The 22,504-nt window shown below is 26.7% G+C and carries 22 protein-coding genes; 14 read left to right on the top strand and 8 right to left on the bottom strand.

The window, feature by feature from the left end; all coding sequences use genetic code 11:
• Positions 1–14: 14 nt before the first annotated feature.
• Genes clpX through AMYT_RS13250 form a run of 5 tightly spaced genes read right to left on the bottom strand, consistent with a single transcriptional unit; the run spans position 15 to position 4,664 of the window.
• Entirely contained in the window at positions 15–1,238 is a 1,224-nt protein-coding gene (gene clpX, locus AMYT_RS13270) for an ATP-dependent protease ATP-binding subunit ClpX (protein WP_114843002.1), read from the bottom strand.
• 18 nt (positions 1,239–1,256) lie between these two features.
• A complete protein-coding gene (gene lpxA, locus AMYT_RS13265; RefSeq protein ID WP_114843001.1) occupies positions 1,257–2,039 on the bottom strand; it encodes an acyl-ACP--UDP-N-acetylglucosamine O-acyltransferase in 783 nt (260 codons plus the stop codon).
• Between the two features lie 11 nt (positions 2,040–2,050).
• The gene (gene fabZ, locus AMYT_RS13260; RefSeq protein ID WP_114843000.1) at positions 2,051–2,494 is read right to left on the bottom strand and encodes a 3-hydroxyacyl-ACP dehydratase FabZ; all 444 of its coding nucleotides are present in this window, start codon (positions 2,492–2,494) and stop codon (positions 2,051–2,053) included.
• A 56-nt stretch (positions 2,495–2,550) separates the two neighbouring features.
• Positions 2,551–3,594, bottom strand: coding sequence for a lipid-A-disaccharide synthase (gene lpxB / locus AMYT_RS13255; RefSeq protein WP_114842999.1), 1,044 nt, complete (start codon positions 3,592–3,594; stop codon positions 2,551–2,553).
• A complete protein-coding gene (locus tag AMYT_RS13250) occupies positions 3,591–4,664 on the bottom strand; it encodes an epoxyqueuosine reductase QueH (RefSeq protein ID WP_114842998.1) in 1,074 nt (357 codons plus the stop codon). The genes lpxB and AMYT_RS13250 overlap by 4 nt, the downstream gene beginning before the upstream one ends.
• 169 nt (positions 4,665–4,833) lie before the next feature.
• On the opposite strand from AMYT_RS13250, the gene AMYT_RS13245 reads away from it, so the two are divergent.
• Entirely contained in the window at positions 4,834–5,109 is a 276-nt protein-coding gene (locus AMYT_RS13245) for a hypothetical protein (protein ID WP_114842997.1), read from the top strand.
• Here AMYT_RS13245 and AMYT_RS13240 read toward each other — a convergent pair.
• Positions 5,106–7,064, bottom strand: coding sequence for an EAL domain-containing protein (locus AMYT_RS13240; protein ID WP_114842996.1), 1,959 nt, complete (start codon positions 7,062–7,064; stop codon positions 5,106–5,108). The two genes, AMYT_RS13245 and AMYT_RS13240, sit on opposite strands and share 4 nt — an antisense overlap.
• 139 nt (positions 7,065–7,203) lie before the next feature.
• Between AMYT_RS13240 and nfo the strand changes: the two genes are divergently transcribed.
• Entirely contained in the window at positions 7,204–8,049 is an 846-nt protein-coding gene (gene nfo, locus AMYT_RS13235; protein WP_114842995.1) for a deoxyribonuclease IV, read from the top strand.
• A 5-nt stretch (positions 8,050–8,054) separates the two neighbouring features.
• Here the strand turns inward: nfo and AMYT_RS13230 are convergent, their stop codons facing one another.
• On the bottom strand, positions 8,055–8,282 hold the full coding sequence (locus AMYT_RS13230) for a hypothetical protein (RefSeq protein WP_114842994.1): 228 nt from the start codon (positions 8,280–8,282) through the stop codon (positions 8,055–8,057).
• A 123-nt stretch (positions 8,283–8,405) separates the two neighbouring features.
• On the opposite strand from AMYT_RS13230, the gene AMYT_RS13225 reads away from it, so the two are divergent.
• A complete protein-coding gene (locus tag AMYT_RS13225) occupies positions 8,406–8,645 on the top strand; it encodes a helix-turn-helix transcriptional regulator (RefSeq protein WP_114842993.1) in 240 nt (79 codons plus the stop codon).
• Positions 8,646–8,791: 146 nt separating this feature from the next.
• Positions 8,792–9,718: an AEC family transporter gene (locus AMYT_RS13220; protein WP_114842992.1), complete on the top strand. Its 927-nt coding sequence runs from the start codon at positions 8,792–8,794 to the stop codon at positions 9,716–9,718.
• A gap of 25 nt (positions 9,719–9,743) precedes the next feature.
• Here the strand turns inward: AMYT_RS13220 and AMYT_RS13215 are convergent, their stop codons facing one another.
• On the bottom strand, positions 9,744–12,101 hold the full coding sequence (locus AMYT_RS13215) for a tetratricopeptide repeat protein (RefSeq protein WP_114842991.1): 2,358 nt from the start codon (positions 12,099–12,101) through the stop codon (positions 9,744–9,746).
• A gap of 215 nt (positions 12,102–12,316) precedes the next feature.
• On the opposite strand from AMYT_RS13215, the gene AMYT_RS13210 reads away from it, so the two are divergent.
• The 10 genes from AMYT_RS13210 (at position 12,317) to nuoH (ending at position 22,500) form a co-directional block, all read left to right on the top strand.
• Positions 12,317–12,679, top strand: a complete 363-nt coding sequence (locus tag AMYT_RS13210; protein WP_114842990.1) for a hypothetical protein — start codon at positions 12,317–12,319, stop codon at positions 12,677–12,679.
• The gene (locus tag AMYT_RS13205) at positions 12,663–14,399 is read left to right on the top strand and encodes an ATP-binding protein (protein ID WP_114842989.1); all 1,737 of its coding nucleotides are present in this window, start codon (positions 12,663–12,665) and stop codon (positions 14,397–14,399) included. The genes AMYT_RS13210 and AMYT_RS13205 overlap by 17 nt, the downstream gene beginning before the upstream one ends.
• A gap of 638 nt (positions 14,400–15,037) precedes the next feature.
• Positions 15,038–15,427 (top strand): NAD(P)H-quinone oxidoreductase subunit 3, encoded by a 390-nt coding sequence (locus tag AMYT_RS13200; protein WP_114842988.1) that lies wholly within the window; start codon positions 15,038–15,040, stop codon positions 15,425–15,427.
• A complete protein-coding gene (locus AMYT_RS13195; protein ID WP_114842987.1) occupies positions 15,409–15,918 on the top strand; it encodes a NuoB/complex I 20 kDa subunit family protein in 510 nt (169 codons plus the stop codon). Before AMYT_RS13200 ends, AMYT_RS13195 begins: the two co-directional genes overlap by 19 nt.
• Positions 15,915–16,724, top strand: a complete 810-nt coding sequence (locus AMYT_RS13190; RefSeq protein WP_114842986.1) for an NADH-quinone oxidoreductase subunit C — start codon at positions 15,915–15,917, stop codon at positions 16,722–16,724. The genes AMYT_RS13195 and AMYT_RS13190 overlap by 4 nt, the downstream gene beginning before the upstream one ends.
• Positions 16,725–16,727: 3 nt before the next feature.
• A complete protein-coding gene (gene nuoD, locus AMYT_RS13185) occupies positions 16,728–17,960 on the top strand; it encodes an NADH dehydrogenase (quinone) subunit D (RefSeq protein WP_114842985.1) in 1,233 nt (410 codons plus the stop codon).
• Positions 17,961–17,969: 9 nt separating this feature from the next.
• Complete coding sequence (locus AMYT_RS13180; protein ID WP_114842984.1) at positions 17,970–18,242, top strand: NADH-ubiquinone oxidoreductase subunit E family protein; 273 nt, start codon at positions 17,970–17,972, stop codon at positions 18,240–18,242.
• Entirely contained in the window at positions 18,239–19,027 is a 789-nt protein-coding gene (locus AMYT_RS13175) for a hypothetical protein (protein WP_114842983.1), read from the top strand. Before AMYT_RS13180 ends, AMYT_RS13175 begins: the two co-directional genes overlap by 4 nt.
• A 1-nt stretch (position 19,028) precedes the next feature.
• The gene (locus tag AMYT_RS13170; protein ID WP_114842982.1) at positions 19,029–21,506 is read left to right on the top strand and encodes an NADH-quinone oxidoreductase subunit G; all 2,478 of its coding nucleotides are present in this window, start codon (positions 19,029–19,031) and stop codon (positions 21,504–21,506) included.
• 1 nt (position 21,507) lies between these two features.
• Positions 21,508–22,500 carry an NADH-quinone oxidoreductase subunit NuoH gene (gene nuoH / locus AMYT_RS13165; RefSeq protein ID WP_114842981.1) on the top strand — a complete coding sequence of 331 codons (993 nt, stop codon included), beginning with the start codon at positions 21,508–21,510 and terminating at the stop codon, positions 22,498–22,500.
• Positions 22,501–22,504 lie beyond the last annotated feature (4 nt).

Below are 22,504 nucleotides of genomic sequence, written 5' to 3'. Positions count from 1 at the left end.
CTTCTTATCCTTTATTATGCTACTTCAACTTCTTTTTCTTTTAAAACAACTGCTTTTGTTATTGTAATTTTTTTACCTTTGTAGTTTGGTAAATCAAACATTATATCTAACATAATATCTTCTAAAATTGATCTTAAACCTCTTGCTCCTGTTTTTCTCTCAATTGCTTTTTTTGCAATTTCTTTTAGAGCATCTTTTTTAAAACTTAAATCTACATCATCCATTTTAAATAGTTTGATGTATTGTTTTATAAGTGCATTTTTTGGTTCTGTTAAAATATGAACCATATCATCTTCACTTATCTCATTTAAAGTTGCAATCATATGAAGTCTTCCAATTAATTCTGGAATAAGTCCAAATTTAACTAAATCATGAGCTTCAACTTCAGAGATTAAGTCAGTTTGTTCATTTTTACTTTTTTTATCTTGATTAAATCCTAAGATATTTGCACCTTTTTTCTTTTTTATAATATCTTCGATTCCATCAAAAGCCCCACCACAAATAAATAAGATATTTGTAGTATCAACTTGAATAGCATCTTGTCCAGGATGTTTTCTTCCACCTTTTGGTGGTACATTTACAACCGCACCTTCAACAATTTTAAGTAGTGCTTGTTGTACTCCCTCACCTGATACATCTCTAGTTATAGAACGATTTTCACTCATTCTTGCTACTTTATCCACTTCATCAATAAAAATAATACCTTTTTCGGCTTTTTTTACATCACCATTAGCTGCTTGAAGAAGTCTTGTAATAACATTTTCAACATCATCACCCACATAACCAGCTTCTGTTAATGAAGTAGCATCAGCAATTGCTAAAGGAACATCAAGGTATTTTGCAATTGTTTGAGCAAGTAAAGTTTTTCCACTTCCTGTTGGTCCTATTAAAAGAACATTTGATTTATTAATTTCAGTTTCATCTTCATTAAAATCATTTCTAAATATTCTTTTATAGTGGTTATATACTGCAACCGATAAAACTTTTTTGGCTCTATTTTGTCCTACTACATAGTCATCTAATATAGCTTTTAATTGCGCTGGAGTTTTTAGTTTAATCTCTTTTTGTTCTTCTTGTTGTGGTACTTCTTCATCATCAAAATTTCTTGGTTCTACACCATTTAAAATATCATATGCTGCAGTTACACAACCTTTACAAATATATCCATTATCTCCTGCAATAATTGGATTATCTTTTGATTCACTAACTCCACAAAAATCACACTTTACACTACTCATATTTTATAAAATTCTCCACTATTTTCTATTAAATGGAATTCCTCTTTTTGTATCTAATACAAATTGAGCCAATTCATGTACATAACTATTATTACTCTCTTCAAGTAATTTATTAGCAACATCCGCAATTGGGTCTTTAGATTGAAAAATTGCTTTATAAGCTTTTTTTATTTCATCAATATCTTCTCTATTATCAAGTCTTCTTCTAAGACCTGTTAAGTTAAGACCTCTTAAAACTGCACGATTCCCTTCTGCTAAACAAAATGGAGGTATATCTTGTGTTACAACTGAACCTCCACCAATCATTGCATAACTTCCTAGTTTACAAAATTGGTGAACAGGTGTAAGTCCTCCTACAACAACTGCATCACCACACTCCACATGACCAGCTAATGTTGCAACATTTGCAAAAATACAATTATTTCCAATAATACAATCATGAGCTACATGAGTATATCCCATAAAAAGGTTATTATCACCAATAACTGTTTTACTTCCACCACCTATTGTTCCCGGATTAAATAAAGTATATTCTCTAATTTTATTATTATTACCAATAATTAACTCTACATCTTCCCCTTGAAATTTTAAATCTTGAGGAATTGACCCTAGTGTAGCATGAGAAAAAATTTGATTGTTTTGTCCAATCGTAGTTTTTCCTTCAATTAATGTATGAGAACCAATAGTAGTTCCATCTCCAATTTTTACATCTTTTCCAATAATTGTATATGCACCAATAGTAATATTATCACCTAATTGTGCACCTTCTTCAATTATTGCTGTTTTGTGAATGTTGTTCATATCAAACCTAATTATTTATCTACAACCATTGCTTTTAATTCTGCCTCAGCAACTAGTTTTCCATCTACATAAGCTTTCCCATCTAATACAATTAGACTACCTCTTAATTTTAAAATTTCAATTTTATAAACTAATTGGTCTCCTGGTCTTACAGGGCTTCTAAATTTTGCTTTATCAATACTCATAAAATAGATAACTTTATTTTGTAACTCTTCTGCTGATAAATCATTACTTTTTAAAGCTAAAACTCCACCTGCTTGAGCCATACCTTCAAGAATTAATACTCCTGGGTAAATAGGGTGTCCTGGAAAGTGTCCCATAAATGCAGGTTCACTAATAGAAATATTTTTATAACCAGTTACACTCTTACCTTTTTCCATTTCAGTAATTCTATCTACTAATAAAAATGGGTATCTATGAGGTAAAATTTCTTGAATTTCCATAACATCTAACATTCTATATCCTATATACTGTGTGTTTTTAATAGCTATACATTTTATCTAAAAAAAAATTAGTTTTGTATTATTTGAGCAACATTTTTTGAACTACCATTTTTTAAATACTCTCTTAATATTTTTGAATTATTTAAAAAATTTTCTTTGTTCATATTATGATACTCATCTAATAGATTTTTAAAAGTAACCTCTTCTTGAAAAAACTCTTTATGAATAGCCTTTTTACCCATTTTATCAAAAAATATATTTGCTAAACCAATATATGGAAGTTTTACAAAAAGTCTTCCAATAAAATAATCAAGTTTCTTAGCCACATATGACATAACAAAAGGTGTTCCTATTAAACTTGCTTCTAGGGTTGCTGTTCCCGAGCAAATAAAACCAAACTCAGCTTCAATTAAACTTTTATGAGCGTCATTTGAAATTGTAAAATCACTAATGTCTCCATAGACTCTATTTATATACTCTTGGTCAAATTTTGAAGGAATTATTAAAATATGTTCTTTATTTGGTAATTCTTTTACTATTTGTCTAAAAACAGGCATATGATTTACTATTTCTGTTTTTCTACTTCCTGGCATATATATAATTTTATTAGTTTTCTCATATGTTTGTTTAAAGTGTTTTATCTCATCTAATAAGGGGTGCCCCACATAAGTAATTAAATCTTTTTTTGTATAAAGTTCTTCTTCAAAAGGAATAATTGAACAAAGCTTTGTACAATATGCTTGTAGTTTTTCTACTCTTTTTTTCTTCCATGCCCAAGCTTGAGGTAAGATATAATAAATAATCTGTTTATTTGGATAAGTCTCTTTAAGTTTTTTTGCTAAAGGTAAATTAAACCCTGAACTATCCATTAATAAAACCTTATCACAATCTTTTGCAAGCTCTACTAATTCATCTCTTAATTTAAAGAAAAATCTTAATTTTTTTAAAGCATCTATAAAACCCATAATAGCAAGTGCAGTTAAATCATATAAGGGAGTTCCTAACTCTTTATCAAATACTCCAACAAACTCTACTTCATCACTTAAATATTTTTTTAACTCTTTTAAATGAATATTTGAAGAAGTCTCCAATGCACTTACTAATATTTTCATATAATCTCTTCCTTTATATCTTCGTATGTTTGAGCATCTAATTGTATTTCATATTTTCCATCAATAATTGTATCTACAATTATAACAGCACTTAAATCATAAGCATTATTAACTATTTTATTTCTTACTTCTAATTCCTCTTCAAATTTTAAAGGATTATACATAAGCTCTTTTACATTTGCATAATCACTATTTGCTAAAGTATTAAAAGTATCTAAATCAAGTAATTTTACTTCATCTCTATTTAAGTAGTTTATCCCATCTTTACAATACTCTATTCTTCCATTTGTATTTGTTCTATTTATTGTTGAATAACATAAAAAATATGAAGGAATAGTTTGCTTATTTATAGCAACTTTTCCATTAAATAATCGATAATTTAAAAATCTTTGTTTAATAATCTTATAGGGTTTATTTTCTTCTTCAAATTTATTTCTTTTTTGATAAAGTTCTAATCTTTGCTCAATTGACTCAGGCAAAATTTGATTTGAAATTGGATTAAACATCTCATCCATTACTTTTTTTTGACTCTCTCTTTGTGCTGTTAGACCAAAAAGGCAACCACAATAATTTTGTCTATATAAAGAGAATTTTTTTACAACTTCCCCTTGTAGTTGTGTTCCATTTCCTGCTCTATAATCTTTAAAAACAAACTCAACAGCTGTTTTTTCTTGAAGTTCATTTCCTATTTTTTCAAGTTTTTCTTGGGATTTTTTAGGAGAAATAAGAAGTGTAGTTGTAAATTTATTATGTCCTAATTCCAGTGCTTTTTGAACACTATTTTCTAGCCTATCATCATAACATACTGTACATCTATCTCCTTTTTCAGGAAGATGTTCCATCCCTTTTACTTTTTTTAGCCATTCTTCAAGATTATAAGGACCTTCGATTAATTTTATACCTAATTTTTTACATGAATGTTCTACATCTAAGTATCTTAATCTATATTCACTATAAGGATGAATATTAGGGTCATAAAAATACCCTACAAGCTCTTCATTTGGGTAATCTTCTTGAATTTTTTCTAAAAAGTAGTGGCTATCTACTGAACAACATATATGTACTAACAAAACTAACCTTTACTCATATTTTTGCGCAATTATAGTAAAATAATCCAAAACAAAAGGAAAAGCTATAAATAAATATATTTTTTTAATAATTACTTTACTTTTTAGTGCTTGTGCAACTAAACAGCCAATAAAAAGCCATAGTGCAACAATACTTATTAAAACACCAACTATGAAGTTTTATGATACAGGATTTATTACAAAATATCAAGATTTTACACAAGTTCAGATATTTACAGCAGGAAAGAGTATTTTAAATTTAAAACTTTATAAACAACAAGTTTGTAGTGATACTTTTAGTTGTTTAGATTATAAAAGTTTTAATAAACAATATTTAAGTAGTTCGTATAATGAAAAATTTATAAAAGAGCTTTTTGAAAAAGAAGATAATGAGATAAATTTTAAAGATAGAAAAAATGCAATTTTAATAAAAGTAAAGAGAAACTAGTCTAAACTAGTTGGCTCTCCAAAATAGTATCCTTGTGCATAATGAATACCTAATTCTTTTACTTTTTCATATACATTTTTTGAGTGAATAAACTCAGCAATAGTCTCTATTTTCATCTTATTTGCAAAATCTATAATAGTTTCTGTTACCATTTGTGAGTTTCTATTTGTATCTATATTTCTAATCATTGAAGCATCAATTTTAATATAATCAACTTTTAACTTCATTAGATATTCAAAGTTTGAGTATCCTGTTCCAAAATCATCAATAGAGATTTGACATCCATATGTTTTAACCTCTTCAATAAAATTTAAAACCTCTTCAAAGTTTTCAATTCCTTCAGATTCTATTAGTTCAAATACAACTCTAGGACCTAAATTTGATACTTTTAGATGTTTTATTATACAGTCATATACTTCTTTATTTAAAATATCATCAACACTTAAATTTATAGAGATTTTTTTATCTATTTTACTAAACTTTTCAAATGTTTTTTTAATCATTATCATTGTAAGTTGAGGATATAGTTTATTTTTCTTTGCCAATTCTAAAAAGTGAATAGGAGAGATTAATTCTCCATTTTTATCTATCATTCTAATTAATGACTCATACTTTAAAATTTTTTGAGTTTGTGTATCAACTATTGGTTGAAATAATGGGATAATTCTATCTTCTTTTATGGCGTCTTTTATTTTTTTACCCCATTTTAAATTTTGCTCATATTCATGCTCAATTTTCATTGATGAGTCATAAACTATATATTTTTGTCTTTTTCTTTTTGCAATTTTTAAAGCTATATCTGCATTTGTTAAAAGTGCTTCATTTCCAATAGCAATACCAATTGATGCATTTACATGGGCTTCATTTCCATTTGTTACCACAAAAGCATTTTTTTCTATGCTATCAATTAAATATAAAGCTAAACTTTTTAACTCTTCTAAAGATAAGTCTTGTTCATAATATAAAGCATATTCATCTGCGTGCATTTTAAATAAAACTGAAGATTTAGGAGAGTTTTCTTCTAATATAGTTGAAATATGAACTAAAAGGTTATTCCCTATATTATCCCCATATAAATCATTTATCTCTTGGAATTTATCAATATTAATAAGCATTAAAGAAGCATACTTATTTTCAGCAATAGTTTCTAATAATTTTTTTCTATTTGGAAGAGAAGTTAATTCATCATTATAAAATTGATATTCTAAAGAATCAAGCATATTATTAAATACTTTTTGCATAGAAGTAATCTCTTCTATTTTATTATCAATTTGAATTCTTTGTTTTATATCTTTATTTTCTGAAATTTCATTTATTATATGTACAAATTTTTTTATTGGTTTTACTAAATATTTATCAAACTCAAAATATAAAGCTAAAAATATAATTATAGAAAAAAGAATAATAAACATTGCAAAAAAGTTAATCATACCTGTTAAAGAGACTTTTAAATCATGTACAGGATAAGAAATATCAATTACTCCTAAAACATTACCTATTTGGGCGTTTGTATGACATGTAAGACATTTTTTTTCTGCAACTATTGGATAATAAAATTGAATTAAAGATTTATCTATGATATTTAAAACTTCTTCTTTTTCTAAAGCTTTTTTTACAAAAGGATTTGCTTTTCTTGCTTTTTCATCATTTTCAATATCACCATAAAGTTCAGCTACAATTGGACTTCTATATACATTTACTACCATCTCTTCATCAATAGTATTAATTCTATCAATAATATTTGCTAAATCTTTTTTTGTCCAACCTTTTTCCATTGCTGAGTATAAAGATTGAAAGATAAGTTTACTAGTTTTTTTTGCATCTATTTTTGTAAGTTTTTCTATGGCATCTTTTTTAAGGTACTCTCCATATATAAAAGCTACACCTAAAGTGACAAAGAGTGTAAAGAAAATAATTTTAGTAATCAGTTTTTTATACGTTGTTGATTTATCCATAGAAACTCAAAATAATTTTTTAGTTATTGTATAAAGTTATTACTTAATAAGAAATAATTTTATTAAAATTTGTGATTTGTATATCAAATAATTTTTAAAGCACATTTTTTGTAAAATCCACGTAAAACGAGGACGGACTATGAAATATGTTGGAGCACATGTAAGCGCAAGTGGTGGAGTATTTAATGCACCTATAAATGCAACTGCAATTAAAGCAAAGGCCTTTGCCCTTTTTACTAAAAATCAAAGACAATGGACAGCAAAAGAGTTAGATAGTAAAACTATTGATAAATGGTTTGAAGAGTTAGAAAAATCAAAAATTCAACCAAAGCATATTTTACCTCATGATAGTTATCTTATAAATTTAGGACACCCAAGTGAAGAAGCAAGGGAAAAATCTTTAAATAGCTTTATTCACGAAATACAAAGATGCGAAATTTTGGGACTGGATAGATTAAATTTTCATCCTGGTTCGCATTTAAGAAAAATATCTGAAGAAGAGTGTTTAGATAGAATTGCTTTATCTATGAATCAAGCAATTGAAGCTACTAAAGATGTAAAACTAGTAATTGAAAATACAGCTGGACAAGGAAGCAATTTAGGGTATAAATTTGAACATCTTGCGTATTTAATTGATAAAGTAGAAGATAAAAGTAGAGTTGGAGTATGTATTGATACTTGTCATATGTTTACAGCTGGGTATGATATAAGAACAAAAGAAGCATATGATAAAACTTGGGAAGAGTTTGATAGAGTTGTTGGAAAACAGTTTCTTTTAGGTATGCATATAAATGACTCCAAGCCAGAACTAGGGAGTAGAGTTGATAGACATGATTCTTTAGGTCTTGGGAAAATTGGTTGGGATGCTTTTAAATATATTATGAATGATGAAAGAATGGATGACATTCCTCTTATTTTAGAAACAATAAATGAAGAGATTTGGGAAGAAGAAATACAAGCACTTTATAATTTAGTGGAAAATTAATTCCACTAAATCTTTTTTATTAAAATATCTCCATTTTCTGCAACTTTTATTTTTAAATCTTTATATGTATAAATAAGATCATATATACTCACTAATTCTTTAATTTCAAGTGCCGTAATTTTTTTTTCACAGGACTTTTTTATCATTACAGAATTTTTATTTTCAATAATTTTGTTATAAAAAATATTTGATTTTAAATCTAACTTCCCTAATAATTTTATAACTTCCTTCATATCACTCCTCTCTTTAAAAAATAATTAAAATAAGCCAAAACTTATTATAATAAGTTGTACATTTGATTATAACTTCCTAAAATTTAATCTCAACTTATATAAATAAGGCAAAAAAATTATATAATGAAAGATATTGATAATTTCAATTTAGAGCAATTTCATAAAAAAATAGGAAACAATGTAAAGCAAATAAGAATACAAAAAGGGATAAGCCAATTAGCCTTGTCTCATGCAATAGGACATAAAAGTGTTAGTGTTATCTCTTATGCAGAGATATACCATAAAGGTTACCATTTTAATCTTGAACATTTGGGTAAAATTGCATATGTATTAGATGTTGAAATATCAGAGTTTTTTAAGTGATTTTTTATAAATATATTAAAAAAATGTTTTAGTTTAAAATTAAATAATAGTTACTTTTTTACTCTAATTGAAAATATTGAAAAAAAGAGTATAATTTCCCCTTTAATTTTTAATCAATAAAGAAAAATGTTTTCAAAGGGAGAATTATGGAAACAATTTTAGTGGCACTATTACCTGTTTCTTTTTTAATTTTTTTAGGATATTTATTTAAACGAATAGAGTTTCCAAGTATTGAATTTTGGCAGTATGCAGATAAATTTACATATTATGTACTTTTCCCTGCTTTATTAGTTTATAAACTTTCAACTGCTTCTTTAAATGAAATAGATGGTTTTGCATTTATTTCTTCATCTATACTTACTTTAATATTTATAACTATATTTTTAATGCTTTTATCTAAATTTTTATTTTTATTTGATGGTAAAGCTTTTACTTCTATTTATCAAGGTGCAATAAGGTTTAATACTTATGTATTTTTAGCTTTAACAGATGCTATTTTTGGAGATAGTGGTTTAGTTTTAGCTGCACTTTTAATGACTTTTATGATACCAATAATAAATGTATTTTGTATTAGTATTTTTTCTATATATGCTGCTAGTAGTAAAATAACAGTAATCTCTTTTATTAAGTCTATTATTAAAAATCCCCTAATTTTAGGATGTATATTTGGAGGTTTATTAAACTATTTTGGAATTAGTTTATATGCACCAATTGAAAAAACTTTAGGTATTTTAAGTTCTGCAGCACTTCCTTTAGGACTTTTATCTGTTGGAGTAGGACTTCATATAAAACATATTAAAGAAGTAAAATTAGAGTTATTTAGTTCACTTTTTACTAAACTTGCATTATTTCCTACTTTTATTTTTTTTATAGGGCAAGCTTTTGGAATACAAGGCCAAGCTTTAGCAATATTAGTTCTTTTTGGTTCAATGCCAACAGCTTCAAGCTCTTATATTTTAGCAAGGGAACTTGGAGGAGATTTAAAATTAATGTCTACAATTATTACAGCAGAAACTTTAGTTTCTATTTTTACAATCTCTGCATTTTTAATGCTTCTTCAAGGATATTTTTAAAAGAGTAGTTTAAAACTACTCTTTATTATTTAATTTTTGCTAGTTGTTTTTTAGCATCATCAATTGTTGATCTTTTATACCATTTTTTTGCTAATTGTAAATCTTTTTTAATTCCACCTTTTGCATAATGATATATTAAACCTATATTATATGCTGCATGTGGGTTTAAATTGGCATTATAAGCTTTATTATAATAGTTTAGTGCAGTTTGTATATCTTTTTGCACTCCTAATCCTTGTTCATAAATAATACCTAATTCATTCATAGACTCATCATTTCCTAATTGGCTTCCAATTTCATAATATTTAAAAGCTTCTTTATAGTTTTTATTATCTCTATAATAGTTTGCAAGATTATTTGCTGCATATTTATCAAAATTAGCTATTTGTTTATAATATGAAATGGCAGTTTGCATATTTTTTTCAACTCCATACCCTTTTTCATAAAATAATCCTAAAAGATTTATACAATTTGAGTTATTTAATTCTACACCTTTTTTTAGATATTCTAAAGCTTTTTTATAATCTACTTTAATTACATCATCTTTATAATATAACCATGCAAGATTATAATAAGCACTTGAAAATCCTAAATTTGCTGCTTTTTCATAATACTCTTTTGCTTTTAGTAAATCTTTTTCTACACCTTTTCCAAAATTATAAGTCCATCCAAGATTAAATAAATCTCTAGCTTCTCCCATTTGTGCTAATTTTTCTAAATAAATTTTAGCTTTTTTATAATCTACAAGTTTTTTACTTTCACATTCTCCACAAAGAAATATTTGAGCTAGTTTTTTAATAGATCTTAAATCACCCATATTAGCAGCTTTTTCATAGTAGTAAATAGCTTTTTTATAGTCTTTAAAATTTTCTTTTGTATATGGAGGATAGAAATAAAATTCTGCTAAGGTTCTTGTAGTATTTATATCACCTTTTTGTGCTAAATCTTCATAAATAGCTAAAACTTTATTTATATCTTCCTCTTTTTTACTTCCTAAATAGTCTCTTGCTAAATTTAAATTACTTTTTACATCACCATAATTTGCAGCTGTTTGTAAATACTCAAGTGCTATATCATAATTTCTATATCTATTTTTTATATATAGCTCTCTTAAAGTTATAATATTTTTTTCTTCTAAAGCTTTTTTTACTAACTCTTCATTCATTGTTGTATAATAAGAAGCGAATCTAAAAGAAGAGATTTTTTCTTCAAATTTCTTTTTTAAAGATAGATTATTACTTTCAATAATATTTTTTTGCCATTTTTTTGTTAAATTAAACTCTTCAGGATTAAAACTATATTTTGATGGAATTCTTAAAGCAAGCTCTAAAATAGCCTCTTCATCACCTTCTTGTGCTAGCTCATTTAAAATCTCATTTGCTTTAGCTTTTTTATAATTGTTGTAGTAATACTGTGCTAAGGCTCTTTTACCTTCTTTTGTTTGTTTTAGTTTTTCTACTAAATTAAAATAATCTTGTATATTCTCTTGATTTTTTGTATATTCTCTTAATAACTCAGCACTTGCTTTAAAGTGATTATAATCAGCAGCTTTTTGTAATGACTCAAGAGCTTTATTCTCATCTCTTTTTAGATTTTCAGTATAGTTACCTCTTCTGTAAATTTCTGAAGCTTCATAATAAGCATGAGCATTTGTATTATCAAGTAAAAGTCCTGCTTCATAAAGTTTTAAAGCATAAGTATATTTATATTTCTTTTTTAGATAATCTGCTGTTTGAAAAATCTCTTTAGAGTCTTTTGAAGCTATAACTTCCTCTAAAATTTTATTTATCTCATCTTGACTATCTTTTTTATATATTAAATCCTTTAGCTTTTCTTCTGTTGTTTGTTTATAAGTAAATCCGTAACTTGTCATAAGCTCAATTATTTTTGAAGCTTCTGTATTCATATATTTACTTTTATAAAGAGTATATAATTTAGTTAATTTTTCTTCTGTTGGATTTTCTAAAATTTTTTTCTTTATTTGATTGATTTTAGGATAATTATACTCTTTTAAATATGCTTCAATTTGTAAAAATAAAGCATCTTCACTTCCTAACTCAACTGCAAGATTATATAAATGTTGAGTTTTTTGTTTTCCATTAATAAACATATCATTGTATTTTGAAAAAATATTTGCAAACTCTAAAATATCTTCTGTTTTATCTTCTTTATTAATAGTTTCATACCATTTATTATAAAGATCAAATCCCTCTTTTGTTTCTGGGAATTTATAATACTTATTTAAAGCAATCATTGCTTTAATATCACCCTTATTTGCTTTATTTATTAATTCTTCTTTTGAACTTACAGTATTTTGAAAATTCAAAGTAGAACAACCAGTTAAAAATAATAAGGTTAAAAAAATTGATATTGCTATTTTCATAATCTCTCTTTTTTAATTAAAATAATTTAGTACTTTGTACCACCAATTTTAGATAAAATCTAACTTAGTTGTAATTAACAACCATTATTAAAATCTGATAATAGACTAACTAATCTTAATTCAAGCTATAGCACATAAAATACTTATAAAAATTAACTCATTAACAGTTAAGAGACTTTTATGTATTATCTATTCTTTTATTTTAGGAGTAGGTTATGTTATTTTTAGTGTTTTTCGGTTTTATAGCATTTATTTTTATCGCACTAAATATGTATGACAACTCAAATTTAAAAGAGCTTGAAGAGTATATAAAAACTCAAAATTGTAAAAATTATATCTATTCTAAAGGTTCATATAAAGCCATATGTGAAAATAGAGTTTTAGAGATGAAAAATAGTTTAGTAATAGATTTACAAAAAAATAAGGCTGAGTATTTTTTTAAAGATATAAATAAGATAGAAAAACAAAAAAATAGCATAATATTTAATGATAAAAAGTTAGATTTTAATTCAAAAGAAGATATGGAAATCTTTTATAAATTTTTACAGGAAAAGTTACAAAATGAAAGAAATAATTGAGTTTATTAATGCAAAAGATATAACAAAAACTACTTTATTTGGACAATTAAAGTGTACAAATGAAGAAGCAAAAATCTTACAATATATTACAAAAGAGTATATAAGTGGTAGAGATGCTTTAATTGTAATTGATATTTTAAGTGAATTTTATGAAATAAAAAACTATGAGCATTTATATAAAATTGACTGTATTAAATCACTTTTAGAATTGGGGTGGCTAGTACATAATAGTTTTGATCATGTAAAAATAAGTGATATTTCAAAGCTTGAACTTTTAAACTCATCTGTATCTTTATCAACTTCATTTTTAAAACTTTTAGAGGAAGGTTCTTTAGAGTTCATTCTTCCTGAAATTAAAAAATATAGTGATCATTTAGAGTATTTGCAAGATCAGTTTTTTAAAATAGATTTAGCTCAACAGTTAAATATGGTTAAAAGAAATTTTGATGAGAACTCTCCTAATAGAAATAGACTAAAATCAAAACTAATGATGTTAGAAAATAGAATTAAAGAGAGAGTTAAAGTTACAGAAAAAGAGATAATGCTTGAAGACTTTTTTAAAGAACACTCACTAAATGAGCAAGAACAAATGATATTTTTAGCTTTATTAAAAGAGGAGTATTCAGGTGGTGATGGGACAATTAGAGATATGAATTCTTTAATTGAACTTATTTCTAGTGATGATTATGAAAAGATTAAATATAGAAGTTTACTTGAAGAAAGTTCTAAACTAGTATCAAATAGTTTAATAGATTATGATGAGGTTTTAACACCTTTTGGAGGGATTAATAGAAACTTTTTTATTCCTGATGAAATCTTATATAAAATCTCTCATCCTACAAAAAAGAAAAGTAGAAGAGCTAAGATGAAATTAGACTCTGTTATTAAAGAGCAAGAGATGTTTGAACTTATCTCTACAAATAAAACTTTAGAAGATGTTGTTTTAAATGAAAAAACAAGAGAAACTTTAGATGCTTTACTTAAACAAGTAGATAAAAATGTTTTAAATAGGTTAAAGCAGTGGGGAGTAAAAGATAAAAGAAAAGGAATTGAAGCAAGAATTATTTTCTATGGTTTTGCAGGAACAGGAAAAACTTTAACCGCTTTAGCTTTAGCAAAATCTTTAAAAAGAGAAGTATTAAGTTTTGATTGTAGTAAGATTTTATCTATGTATGTGGGTGAGAGTGAAAAAAATGTTAGAAGTATTTTTGATACATATAGAGATTTAGTAGATAAAACTAAATCAGAACCTATATTGCTTTTAAATGAAGCAGATCAGTTTTTAAGCTCAAGAAGTAGCACTTCAAATAGTGGAAGTGAAAAAATGCATAACCAAATGCAAAATATTTTCTTAGAGCAAATTGAGAGATTTGATGGGATTTTAATAGCCACTACAAATTTATTAGAATCTATTGATACAGCTTTTTCAAGAAGATTTAATTATAAAATAGAATTTAAAAAACCAAATTTAGAACAAAGAAGAAAACTTTGGGAAAAACTACTTCCTGAATCTTTACCTTTAAGTGAGAATTTTGATATAGAAAAACTTGTTTCATATGAATTAACAGGTGGACAAATTGAGATGATTATTAAAAATACAGCTTATAAAATTGCCCTAGAAGAGGAACCAATTTTTACTGTTGAGTCTTTTAAAGAACAAATAGAAAAAGAGCAAAAAGGCAATTTTGATACAGAAAATAAAATGGGATTTATGAGTTAAAATAGTTAAAAAGTAGAAGTAATTTCTACTTTTTTTATTTTTATACTATAAGTTATACTTATAAAAAAAGAGCTAAAACTCATATTTTTAATTGAAAAAAATCTTTTTATTTAAGTAACCACCTTTTATTATAAAAAATCAAATAAAAAAATGACAAATATAAAAATAAATAAAACTTATTTTTAAGGTTTAAGAATTCTTTAAAATAGATTTTTTTTATATAAAAATTATATATTTATTTTAGAAATAAATTTTAAAAACTTCTCAAGGCACCTTAAAATAGTCTTTCTAAAAAAGTTAATTAAAAAATAAAATTTTATCTATATTTATCTACATTATAATTATAATAATAATCATTTATTTTTAAAAAATAAAATATTAAAGATTTGTAAAATTATCTTACTAGGAAGATAGTGACAAATAAAACTGCAAAATTATAATATAGGTAACTTTTCTATATTACTTTTTTGTAAGAAATTTATAAAATTTTTTATGGATTCTAATAATATCTAAAAATTTTCTTAATTTAAGTATGTAGCCAAGCGTAGCATAAGTATAGCTTTAGTAGATATTAGATAGGATTTAAATAATAAATTAATTAACACTTAAGTGTATAAATTAAATCTTAAGGATACATGATGACGCATATGGATTTTTCTCATCCGTATTTTGGTGTATTTGTTATGTTCGTTTTAACATTTACTGCTTTTATCTTAACTGTGTATCTTGCAAGGGTTATTAGTAGAAAAATTGCAAGGCTAAATACTGAAAAGTTAAAAGTATCTTTATATGAGTGTGGACCTGAAGTTACAAAACAACCTAATACTATCTCGGTTCAATTCTATCTTATGGCTTTATTATTTATTTTATTTGATATTGAAATTATCTTTATGTTCCCTTGGGCTGTGGATTTTAAAGTTCTTGGTTGGTTTGGATTTATTGAGATGATTTTATTTATTGTAATTTTAACTATTGGATTTATTTATGCATGGAAAAAAGGAGCACTTGAATGGCACAGCATAAAGTAGACTATTTTTCAAATGGCGGTGCTCCAATAGCTTTAACAACAGTTGATAAGCTAGTAAATTGGGGACGAAGTAACTCTTTATGGCCTCTAACTTATGGTCTTGCCTGTTGTGCTATTGAGATGATGGCAACAGGAGCTTCTAGATACGACTTTGATAGATTTGGAACTATTTTTAGAGCAAGTCCAAGGCAAGCTGATGTTATTGTAATAGCTGGAACTCTTACAAAAAAACATGCTGAATTTATGAGAAGATTATATGATCAAATGCCGGATCCTAAATGGGTTATTTCTATGGGAAGTTGCGCTAATACAGGTGGGATGTTTAATACTTATGCAACTGTTCAAGGTGCAGATAGAATTGTGCCAGTTGATATATATCTTCCAGGGTGTGCTCCTAGACCTGAAACTTTACAATATGCACTTATGATGCTACAAAAAAAGATTAGAAGAGAATCTATTTTTAGAAATATTAAGAAAAAGAGATTAGTATGAGAGAGTATAAATCAAAAACTGATGTGCAGCAAAAAGCATACTATAATGATAGATTTTTTGTAACTCCTTTAATTCCTAGACTTGAAGTATCTACTGATGAAGTTTTTGCAAATGATGTGGAAGTTTTATCTTCAACAATAAAGCTTTTAGATAAATATCTTGAAAAAGAGCATTTAGTAATATATATAAATCCTAAAGATAATTTAAAAACTTTAGAGCTTTTAAAAACTAAACTTGAATATGAGATGCTAATGGAGCTTTCTGCTATTGATTATATAGCTTCAAAGGGTGGTTTTGAAATATTTTATGAAATGCTTTCTTTAACAAAAAGAAAAAGGCTTAGGGTTAAATGTTTTATTGAAGAAAAACAACCAATAGAGTCTGTATATTCTTTATTTAAAATGGCAAATTGGGCAGAAAGAGAGATGTATGATATGTATGGGGTGAAAATTTTAAATCATCCAAATATGAAAAGAATCCTTATGCCTAATGATTGGCATGATCATCCTTTAAGAAAAACATACCCTTTACATGGAGATGAGGCAGCATCTTGGTATGAAGTTGATAAAATTTTTGGAAAAGAAGCAAGGCAAATAATAGGCCCAGAAATAAGAGATGCAGCAGCTATTGATAGATATGATACTACAAGATTTGCAAGATTAGGACATGAAGTGCCTTATGGAGTTGATATATCAAATGGTAAAGAACCAGAACATACACCATTGGCTTATCAAGAAGAGCAAGGAGTAAAACTTATTAAGAAGTTTAAAGAAGAAGACTCTGTAACATTAAAAGAGAGAAGATAAGTTATGCAACAACAAGTAGGAAATAGATTAAAACCTTTTTTTGAAAATATAAATTTCGAAAGAGAAGATAATACAATGGTGGTTAATTTTGGACCACAACACCCTTCTGCACATGGGCAAATGAGACTTATTTTAGAGCTTCAAGGGGAAGAAGTAGTAAAAGCTAGACCTGATGTGGGATACCTTCATAGAGGTATGGAAAAAATGGCAGAAAATATGATATATAATGAATTCTTGCCAACTACTGATAGAATGGATTATATAGCTTCTACTTCAAATAACTATGGTTTTGCTTTAGCTGTTGAAAAACTTTTAGATATACAAGTTCCTAGAAGAGCTGAGATTATTAGAACTATGCTTTTAGAATTAAATAGAATTATTTCTCATCTATTTTGGCTTGCAACCCATGCCCTTGATGTTGGAGCTATGAGTGTATTTTTATATACTTTTAGAGAAAGAGAGTTCGCAATGGACTTAATGGAAGACTATTGCGGTGCAAGGCTTACTCATAGTGCAGTTAGAATAGGTGGAGTGCCTTTAGATTTACCATCTTCTTGGTGTGAGGATTTACAGAAATATTTAAAGATTTTAGAAGTAGAAGTTGATAAATATGAAGGTTTATTAACTGAGAATAGAATTTGGAGAATGAGACTTGAAAATGTAGGTATAATAACTCCTGAACTTGCAAAATCTTGGGGTGTATCAGGGGTTGCATTAAGAGGTTCAGGGATTAAATGGGATCTAAGACGTGAGATGCCTTATGGTATATATCCTGAACTTGATTTTGATATTCCAGTTGCAACTACAGGGGATTCTTATGGAAGATATAAATGTTATATGCAAGAAATAAGAGAGTCTATAAAAATTTTAAGACAATTAGTACCTATGTATAAAAGTAGCCAAAGTGAATTAATGGCACATGCTCCTGAGTATATTTCAGCTCCTAAAGAGCAAATAATGACTCAAAACTACTCTTTAATGCAACACTTTGTTTTAGTAACACAAGGTATGAGACCACCAAAAGGTGAAATTTATGTTGCAACAGAATCACCAAAAGGTGAATTAGGTTTTATGATTGTAAGTGATGGAAGCCCTTATGCTTATAAATTAAAATTAAGAGCGCCAAGTTTTTTCCATACGGGACTTTTAGAAGACCTATTACCTGGCCATCAATTAGCAGATGTGGTTACTTTAATTGGTAACTTAAATGTTGTATTTGGTGAAATTGATCGTTAAAGGCAAATTGTGAAAAGATATGATTTAAGAGCTTTAAAAGATAATTTTTATAACAGAATGTTAGAGTTATTAAAAGATGATATAAAAGATGGTGAAAATGCTATTTTTATCTTTGAAATAGGGGATTTTACTCCTATTCAAAAAAGTGCAGATTTATTATATGAAAATGGTTATACCTTAATGAACTCAATTAAGTTTAATGAAGTTGATTGGACAATTGTAGTTAAAAAAGTGCAACCAGAAAAAAAAGAGATTTTAGAAGAAAAAGAAGAGAACCTATGAAGAATTTAGAAGTTTTAAAAAATAGTGATTTTATTTTAACTTTTGGTATTTTTTTATCAAATACAAATAAAGAGATCTTTCAAGCAATACAAGAAGCAAAAGAGAATAATAGTGCCAATATTGTTTATATGCATGCTGTTGATACTTTATCTTTAAAAGATTTTTATACACAATTTATAAAATATGAAGCAGGAAGTGAAGAAGGCGTTAGTGCTTTACTTTTAGATACTTTTGTTAAAAACTCAAATAACAATATACAAGAATATATAGATGAGTTGGATATTGGATATATCTCTGCTGAATCAAGTGCCGGAGAAGAAGAATTTGAAGAGATTTTAGAACTTTCACAAGAAAAAAGAAATAAAGTATTAATAGTTGGTGAAGATATTTTTAATCATAAAAGAGCAAAAAATATTCTAAAAATTTTAGCTTTAATTGAAAAATATAGTGATTTTAAAATAATCTCTACAAAACAGATAAGTTTAGAAGATGAAGAACTTGAAGAGGTTGAAGAGTTATTACCTTTTAATGGAACTGTAATTTATTCTTATATTGATAAAAAACAAGATGAAGATATTGTGTATGGTAGTGCCTCTTTTGCAAGAATTGCAAAAATTGAAGATGAAAGTGAAATTTTAATTAAATCAGGTGAAGGTGAAACTAAGAAAAAATTTAAAATAAGTCCTAGTTTACAAAGTACAATTGCTATTTGTGCAACAATAGAAAATAAAGATTTTTTAAGTGTAGGATATAACTATAAACCCGTAAAGATTGAAAGGCTTTAAAGTGAGCGAACTAATATCATTAGAAATTGATGGGAAAATTTGTAATGCAAATGAGGGAGAGTCTTTATTAAATATTGCAAGAGCAAATGGTATTTTTATTCCAGCAATTTGCTATCTTACAAGATGTTCTCCAACTTTAGCATGTAGGTTATGTTTAGTTGAAGCTGATGGAAAACAAGTGTATGCTTGTAATGCAAAAGCTAAAGAGGGTATGCAAGTAAAAACAACTACTGAAAATATTGCTAAAGAAAGAAGAGCAATAATGGAAGTATATGATGTAAATCATCCTTTACAATGTGGTGTTTGTGACCAAAGTGGAGAGTGTGAATTACAAAATTATACTTTATATATGAAAGTTGATTCTCAAAATTATGCTATAAAAGATATACCAAGACCAACTCAACATTGGGGAGTAATGAATTATGACCCTGGCTTATGTATTGTTTGTGAAAAGTGTGTAACAGTATGTAAAGATATGATAGGTTCAAATGCTTTAAGTACAGTAAAAAGAAGCTCTGATGCTATTGAAAAAACTTTTAAAGATAGTATGCCAAAAGATGCTTATTCTATGTGGAATAAGTTAAATAAATCTTTAATTGGTTTTGATGAAAATTCATGTACAGATTGTGGAGAATGTATCTCTGTTTGTCCTGTTGGGGCTTTAGTTTCACATGATTTTCAATATAAATCAAATGCTTGGGAGCTTACAAGAATTCCAGCTTCAAACCCACATTCAAGTGATTGTTCTTTAATATATTATGAAAGAAAACATGAGTCAATTGAAAAACATAATGTTTTAAAAATATATAGGGTTACAAATGACCATCATTATGTATCTTTAAATGGTGCAGCAAGATTTGCATATGATTTTGAAAATAAAGTTCAAGTTAAAAATGAAGTAGCTTTTAATAGTGCAATAGAGGCTTTTCAAAAAGCAACTAGTGTAAAATTTAACTCTTTTATAACAAATGAAGAAGCTTTACTTTTACAAAAATTAAAAGAAAAACTTGGCTTTAAACTTATAAATGAAGATGCTTTTAAATATCAAAGATTCTTAAAAGCTTTTAGTAGTGTTACTGGAAATAGTTTATATAAAGGTTCTTTAAAAGAGGTTCATAATGCAGATTTTGTAATCTCACTTGGAAGTTTTTTAAAACATGATTTACCAAATGCAAGATATGCTTTTAATAATACAATAGTAACAAATAAAGCAAATGGATTATATTTCCATCCAATAGTTGATAAAATAGTAGAAAAAATTGGTAAAAAAGGTAAAAGTTCTGAATTTATTTACCATAAACCTTTAAAAGAAGAGGCTATTTTATATTTAATACTTGATTTATTTGCAAATGAGAATTTACCTTTAAATATTAAAGAGTATTTAGAATCTTTAAAAGAAAAAAGAGTAAAAACAGTAATTGAGACAAAAAAAGAACAAGTTATTGAAAAAGTAATAGATGAACAAACTGGTGAAGAAAAAGAAGTTAAAAAAATAATCTCTAAAGATGAAGAAAAACAAGTTGAATATATCTACTCAAAACTTTTAGATGAGATTGAACAAAATGAGAGTTTTTATGAACTTATCTCTTCAATGATTGATAAAAAACAAAGTTTTTCTTTAATTATAGGAGAGGATTTAATAACTCATCCAAATTGGGAAACTTTAGCAAAATTATGTGGTTTAATTGAAAAATATACAAACTTTAATTTAGTAATTATTCCTACAAAAACAAATACTTTAGGTGTAAGTTTAATTTGTGAACTTGATGAAAAAGCTGATGGTTTTATTGTAGGATATAATGAAAAAGCTGATTTTGAATTATCTGCTTTAGGGGATGCAGATTTAGATATTCCAGCTTTAAACCAACAAGAGGGAACTTTTGTAAATATTGATAAAAGGGTTGTTCCTACAAATGCAGCTTTACCATATAAAGGTTATACTTTAAATGATATAGCAAATAAACTTTTAGAGCAAGAGATAGAATATACAATAAAATATACACAAGCTTTACCTTTAAAAAAAGGTTTTAAAGCAATTTGTTTTGATGACTTATCTAACTACTTTTCAAATGATATGCAAGAGAATAGGGGTTATTTACTTGATGTGATGGAAGTAAGTAGTAGTGAAGAGTTTACTATTTCTTCTAGTGAACAGTTTAGTAAAACTCAAGAAGAAATTACTATTTATAAAGCAAATCCTATAAATGTATTTAATGAATTTGTAGCTATTTCTCATGAGTTTAAAGAAAAAGCAAAAACAGGAATTTATCTATCAAAAGCTCTTTTAGAAAAACTTTGTTTAAATGAAAAAGATAGTGTAAATATTAGTGCAAATGGCAAAACTTTAAAATTAGAAGTTTATTTTGATGATCAAATAGATGGAGAAATAGCATATATTTCTACTTTTGATAAAAATATTAAGACTAAAGAACTTTTTGATTCTTATAGATTTAATAAAGCAGTTATATCAAAGGCTTAGTATGGAAACAAGTATTATTATTGAGACAGTTGTAAAAGCTATTGTTATTTTAGCACTATTCTCAGCACTTGCAGGATTTACTACTTATATAGAAAGAAAAATTCTTGCTTTTATGCAAAGAAGATTAGGTCCTATGAATGTGGGACCATATGGACTTTTACAAATAGCAGCAGATGGTATTAAACTATTTATGAAGGAAGATTTTATTCCTCAAAATGCCATAAGACCAATTTTTATGATTGCTCCAATTATAACAGCTGCAACAGCTTTTATTGCTATGAGTGCAGTTCCTTTTTTACCTGAATTTGAACTATTTGGTTATACAGTAAGACCAATTATTGCTGATATAAATGTTGGAGTTTTATTTGTAATGGGAGTGGCATCAGTTGGACTTTATGGACCGCTTTTAGGTGGAATGAGCAGTGCAAATAAGTGGTCACTTTTAGGTGGAGCTAGAACTGCTATTCAACTTTTATCTTATGAAGTGGTTTCAGGACTAGCTCTTCTTGCACCTTTAATGCTTGTGGGAAGTCTATCTTTAATTGATATAAATAATTATCAAAATGGTGGTTTTACTTCTTGGTTAGTGTGGTCTCAACCTCTTGCTTTTATTTTATTTGTAATAGCTGGATTTGCTGAGACGAATAGAACACCATTTGATTTATTAGAACATGAAGCTGAAATTATTGCAGGGTATGCAACGGAGTATTCAGGTATTAGATGGGGAATGTTCTTTATTGGGGAATATGCAAATCTTTTTACAATTTGTTTTTTAGTTTCACTTATCTTTTTAGGTGGTTTTAATGACCTTTGGTTTATCCCTGGTGGTTTAGCAATTATTTTAAAAGTAATGTTTTTGATTTTCTTTTTTCTTTGGACAAGAGCTTCTTGGCCACATATTAGACCTGACCAACTTATGTGGTTATGTTGGAAAATCTTAATGCCACTTGCAGTGTTAAATATCTTAATCACTGGTTTTGTGATGATGTTTTAGGAGT

The organism is Malaciobacter mytili LMG 24559 (assembly GCF_003346775.1).
Taxonomy (GTDB): domain Bacteria; phylum Campylobacterota; class Campylobacteria; order Campylobacterales; family Arcobacteraceae; genus Malaciobacter; species Malaciobacter mytili.
The sequence above is the reverse complement of the archived record's forward strand: the minus strand, read 5'-3'. Positions and strand labels throughout refer to the sequence as shown.